The sequence below is a fragment of the uncultured Chloroflexus sp. genome (assembly GCF_937129525.1).
Classification (GTDB): Bacteria; Chloroflexota; Chloroflexia; order Chloroflexales; family Chloroflexaceae; genus Chloroflexus.
The window spans coordinates 1-5,595 of sequence record NZ_CAKZNK010000153.1; the positions used below are offsets into that span (position 1 = coordinate 1).

Annotated in this window: 5 protein-coding genes; 2 read left to right on the forward strand and 3 right to left on the reverse strand. The window is 55.2% G+C overall.

What is annotated here, in order from left to right; all coding sequences use genetic code 11:
- Window positions 1-167 precede the first annotated feature (167 nt).
- The gene (locus Q0650_RS18330) at window positions 168-866 is read left to right on the forward strand and encodes a rhomboid family intramembrane serine protease (protein WP_298821643.1); all 699 of its coding nucleotides are present in this window, start codon (window positions 168-170) and stop codon (window positions 864-866) included.
- Window positions 867-888: 22 nt separating this feature from the next.
- Window positions 889-1,716, forward strand: coding sequence for an SDH family Clp fold serine proteinase (locus Q0650_RS18335; RefSeq protein WP_298821646.1), 828 nt, complete (start codon window positions 889-891; stop codon window positions 1,714-1,716).
- A gap of 23 nt (window positions 1,717-1,739) precedes the next feature.
- Here Q0650_RS18335 and Q0650_RS18340 read toward each other — a convergent pair whose 3' ends face one another.
- The 3 genes from Q0650_RS18340 to Q0650_RS18350 form a co-directional block, all read right to left on the reverse strand.
- Window positions 1,740-3,449 carry a CocE/NonD family hydrolase gene (locus Q0650_RS18340; RefSeq protein WP_298821648.1) on the reverse strand — a complete coding sequence of 570 codons (1,710 nt, stop codon included), beginning with the start codon at window positions 3,447-3,449 and terminating at the stop codon, window positions 1,740-1,742.
- A 134-nt stretch (window positions 3,450-3,583) separates the two neighbouring features.
- A complete protein-coding gene (locus Q0650_RS18345) occupies window positions 3,584-4,261 on the reverse strand; it encodes a GntR family transcriptional regulator (RefSeq protein WP_298821650.1) in 678 nt (225 codons plus the stop codon).
- Between the two features lie 143 nt (window positions 4,262-4,404).
- Window positions 4,405-5,595, reverse strand: a 1,191-nt coding sequence (locus Q0650_RS18350) for an NAD(P)/FAD-dependent oxidoreductase (RefSeq protein ID WP_298821652.1), incomplete at its 5' end; no start/stop codon positions are given.

Genomic DNA, 5,595 nt, shown 5'->3' on the forward strand with positions numbered 1-5,595 from the left:
TATATTATATCATTATACGGTTGCGACTGATACCAAACTGCCCTGAATGCCTGACGCCATAGATACCGTGTTCGCAGCACGTCCATTTCAGGCTCATGTCATGATCATCCTCTCCTGGTGTTGTTGTCTAACCGCATAGAACAGGCCTGTCAGGTCCAGGAGCCGGTATGTTACCGTTAAAAGACACCATCCCCTCGCGTTCGTTTCCGGCGGTAAATTGGGCATTGCTGGTGGCAAATGTGGTCGTCTTTCTGTTTATGGCTCGTGATGCGCGGCTGGCCGAAGCATGGATCGATGCGCTAGCCCTTGTGCCGGCGCGTTTGCTGGCCAATCCACTCGATCCAGCCGAGGCGCTAACCATCTTTACCTCAATGTTTATGCACGGCGGCTGGTTTCACCTCTTCAGCAATATGCTGGCGCTCTACATCTTTGGCGATAATGTCGAGGATCGGATGGGCAGTCAACGCTACCTCGTTTTCTACTTACTGTGCGGGATAGCCGCGGCGCTAACCCATGTCTTCTTCAACCCAAATTCACCGGTGCCAACAGTTGGCGCCAGTGGCGCGCTCAGTGGGGTGCTGGCGGCCTACCTGCTCTTCTTTCCCTCATCGCGGGTGATCACCCTGATACCAGTCTTCTTCTTGCCATGGCTGGTCGAGATTCCGGCGGTGGTTTACCTCGGTCTCTGGTTTATCTCGCAACTGGCAAACGGCGTCTTCTCAATTTTGATCGACGTGCAGGCAATGGGTGGCGTGGCATGGTGGGCGCATATCGGCGGTTTTGTCGCCGGGTTAATTCTGGCGCCGCTCTTCCGACAACGACGCTACTACCGGTACTATTACCGCGACGAGTATTATCCCTGGTAACGATATGAACTGAGGTGATAGTATGGACTTCTTTTCGCTGTTGTGGCTCTTTTTCATCATTTCGTCGTTGCAGCCGGTGATCAGACAGCGGATGCTCGATGCTGCTCGCCAGCGCCTGCTAGAACAGTTGGAGCGCAAACGGAAGAGCCGGGTCATTGCCTTGATTCATCGACAGGAAACGATGAGTCTGCTTGGCTTTCCGCTGGTGCGCTACATCAGCATTGAAGATTCTGAAGCGGTATTACGCGCAATCAAAATGACCGACCGCGACATTCCCATCGATCTCATTCTGCACACACCGGGCGGGTTGGTGCTGGCCTCCGAGCAGATTGCCCGCGCGCTGCAAAAGCATCAGGCCAAAGTGACCGTCTTCGTGCCGCACTACGCCATGTCGGGTGGCACGTTGATTGCGCTGGCTGCCGACGAAATTGTCATGGACGAAAATGCCGTGCTGGGGCCGGTTGATCCACAGTTGGGCCAGCATCCGGCGACCTCAATCCTGCGCGTGCTTGAGCGTAAACCACTCAACGAAGTCGATGACGAGACCCTGATGATGGCCGACATCGCCGAAAAAGCCATCCGGCAGGTCAAACGCACTGTCTGCGAGCTATTGCGCGACAAGATGCCGGTCGAGCGGGCCGAAGAGGTTGCCCATACCCTGGCTAGCGGCGTCTGGACGCACGATTACCCGATTACCGTTGATGAAGCGCGCGAGCTAGGTTTGCCGATCACGACCGCGATGCCAGACGAAATCTACCAGATCATGGCGCTCTACCCGCAGACGGCGCAGCGCCGTCCTTCGGTCGAATACATTCCGGCGCCGCGGTCGCGACAGATCGGCGAATCGTGATCCCGTTGAGGCGCCGGAAACAGTTATCCTGCTTTACGATTGATAACGGGCAAAATGAGATGCGACGGACGATCACGGTCGTGGAAGACCCGATTCATCGCCACCATCCAGTCGGCTTCGGTCTCAGTGGCAATGGTACCGCCAGTATTCGTATGACGGTCAAAGCGGGGGAAATTACTGCTGGCAACCTCCAGGCGAATGCGATGCCCGGGCAGGAACGTAGTGGCCGTTGCCACCAGATCGATATTCAATTCATACACCGTGCCGGGATTGAGCAACGCGGGTGGATCGGAACGATAGCGGGCGCGCAGAATGCCGTCGGTAAGAATGATAGCGCGACCGTCGGGAAAGACATCGACCAGTTTCCCGGTAAAATCGGTATCGTGAGCTGAAGAGGCGACAAAGAGCACCAGGCGCACCGGCCCGATCACCTCCAGGGGCTGCTCGAGTGGCGGAGAGGAATACACGAGCACATCAGGCCGCAACTCAACCTGACGCTGATCGCGTGGGCCGGCGTTGACCGCCGACAACGCGCCGGGAAACAACGTCGCGCCGCCACAGGTCGGGGTTGGATCGCGCGGATCGTAGCAATATTGATCTGGCGGTTCATCGCCAGGAGGTTCCCACGTGAGCAGCCCGTCACCGTGTAGCGTATTGGCATTCCCGCCGCTATGCAGATAGAGTTTACGGTAGGTAGTATTGGGGAGTGGCCAGTCATCTTCTTCGCGCCACTGATTTATCCCCATCACGAAAAGTTTGACTGGCTTATCATCGCGTAAGCCGTTTTCGCTGCCCTTCAGCCAGTAATCGAACCAGCGCAGTTGCAGTCCGTTGAGATCGCAGGCATCGGTGCTGGAAAAGGTGCCAAAGTTGTGTTCAGGAAAATAGCCGTGCCAGACGCCGTGTGACCAGGGGCCGATAATCAATCCGGGCCGGCGCGCGATCTCGTTGCCACCATGCTGCCGCAGAGCCTGATAGCTGCGCAGTGTACCACCGAGAAAAATATCGTACCAGCCGCCAATGTTGAGAACGGGTATGGTTACGCGGTTGTAGTCGATCGCTGGCGCTACCGTCTGCCAGAACCGATCAAATTGTGGATGAGCTAACCAGTCTTGATAGAAGGGAGCAAGCTGTGCAATTTCTGGTACTGCGACAAGTGGGATCCGCTGGTAACGGTTTTCAATCTGATCGAGTGCATGAATGGCGTTACTGATATCGATGAGGCGAGCTTTGCGCTGCACAACCCGACGCTGCAATTCAGGAACGATATAGAATCCCAGCATCCAATAAAGCAAGAAGCCAAGCTGAAAAGCGCCTCCCTGATACGTCCATGGGGTATACGGCTGATCAGCGGTGACAAACGGCGCCACTGCTTGAACGACATTCGGCGACTCGGCCAGAGTGAGCCATTGGATGAGACCGAGGTACGAACCGCCGATCATCCCGACCATGCCATTTGCCCACGGTTGCGCTCTGATCCAGTTGATGGTATCGACCGTATCGGTGCCTTCGCGCGTGTATGGTTGAAATTGACCTTCCGAGGCAAAACACCCGCGACAATCCTGCACCACAACTGCGTAGCCTTCCTGAGCAAGTCGCAGCGGATCAGGGATCAGATAGAGATGCAGGGAAAGCGCATCTTTGTTATACGGCGAACGCGCCAGGAGAACAGGTACCGGTTCGTCAGTCGCCGGACGGTAGACATCAGTTGCGAGATAGATCCCATCTCGCATTGGAACTGCAACATTCTTGTGGACTACAATGTCCATAGGGTTCGACATCGACAGATCGTAATGAAATGAGTCGTGATCGCGCAGCGCCAATTAGCGCTCTGGCGAGCATACAGAGCCATAGTTTCCGAGCAGCGTTAGTTCTTGCCTTTGTCTGCCTGATTAGCAATCAATCTATCCAGCTCGTCGGCAAACGAAGCTCTGATCCGTTCACCAAGCGCCATCGCCCGGGCGTGATCACCCTCTTGAAGAGCAGTATAGATAGCCTGATTGACCGACAACAGCTCAGGCGAAAGCACTTCCGGCATACAAAGCAAAATCAGGCGTTCGAGCAGCGGATAGCGGTCAGCGATGAGACGGCCCAGCTCACGATTCTTAGACGCAGCAACAATAACGCTATGAAAATCGGTATGCGCCATCAACACTGCGCGAGGTTGCTTACGCTCGATTGCTGCCACTTGTTCGGCCAGGGCATTACCCATTGCATCAAAGTCGGCAGGGGTAAGTTTGGGCATTCCCCAGCTATAGCCTGTTTGCCAGAGAACGCGCTGCACGGCATACAGCTCGCGCATCATCTCTAGATCCAGCGGCGCTACGCGCTTGAGTTTGTTAGGCTGGATCTCAACCAGTCCTTCGCTTGCTAACTGAACAAGCGCCTCACGCACAGGGGTCGGACTAAGGCCGAGCTGAGCCGCCAATTCAGCATCCTTCAACACTTCACCGGGACGCAGATTACCGGTAACGATCTCTTCACGTAGATGCTCGACCGTTGCTTCACGTAATGTCGTAGGTAGTTGGAGGCGGGTCACGCCCATATATGTTTATACCTCGGCAATTCAAGAAATATATCGCAATCATACAATTAATGTTACCCTTTCGCAAGATGGGTTCCGATAACCGATCTATCTATCGGCTAACCGGGATGGCAAAGACAACCATCCCGGTTAGATCTTGCCGATCAGGAATGCAGACTGAATCCGGTATACCCCTGAGCCGCTACTGCATCACACTGCTGCTTATAGTTCCCCAGCCCACCGACGTATGGGTAGAGCAGGCGCGGCTTGCCGGGAATGTTGGCGCCAACCCACCAGGATGGCGTATGTACCAGGAGAGTCATCTCGGCCACCTGTCGGGCGTGCGTAACCCAACTCTCCTCAGCCGCAGCTTCGGCCTCTATGACGCGAATCCCGTTGTCTCGCAGATACTTGAGGCAATCAGCGATCCATTCAACGTGCTGTTCAATAGCAACTGTCATATTGGTGAGCACTGAAGGGCTTTGCGGGCCGGTGATCATAAAGAGATTGGGAAAGCCGTGGGTGGCGAGACCGAGGTAAGTGCGTGGCCCTTCGGCCCACTTGTCGTTGAGAGTCATCCCGTTGCGACCAGAGATGTTCATTTTGAGCAGCGCGCCGGTCATAGCATCAAAGCCGGTTGCGAAGATAATGCTATCGACCTCGTATTCGGTGCTCGATGTGCGCACACCGTTCGGTATAATCTCTTCAATCGGCGTGCTTCGCAGATCGATGAGAGTCACATTCGGACGATTAAATGCCTCATAATACCCATGTTCGAGCGGTGGTCGCTTGGTGAAAAATGCATGATCACGCGGCGAAAGAAGTTCAGCTACGGTGGGATCGCGGACAATCTCGCGGATCCGGGCGCGGACAAATTCAGCAGCAGTATCATTGGCTTCACGATTGAACAGCAAATCGTTGAATGTTTCCAGTCCAAAGTAGAAGCCGCCTTTGTTCCACGCTGCCGCGTAGATCTGCTCGCGTTCTGCCGGAGTGACCGAAAGCGCCGATCGCTCTACCGTGTCGTAGGGTAAACCAAAACCCGAAACGCGAGCCTTCTGCCAGATGTCTTTGTATCTTGCCTTGACTTGCCGGATATACTCAGGGTCAAGAGGACGGTTGTGAGCAGGAAGATTGAAATTCGGAGTGCGCTGGAAGACATAAACATGAGCTGCTTCCCTGGCAATTTCCGGCACAACCTGGACACCGGTCGCGCCAGTGCCAATTACTGCTACCCGCTGGCCGTGGAAGCTGACCGGCTCGTGCGGCCAGTGGCCGGTGTGATACCACGTGCCTTTGAAGCTATCAAGGCCGCGGAATTTCGGAAGATTTGCCACCGACAAACAGCCGACGGC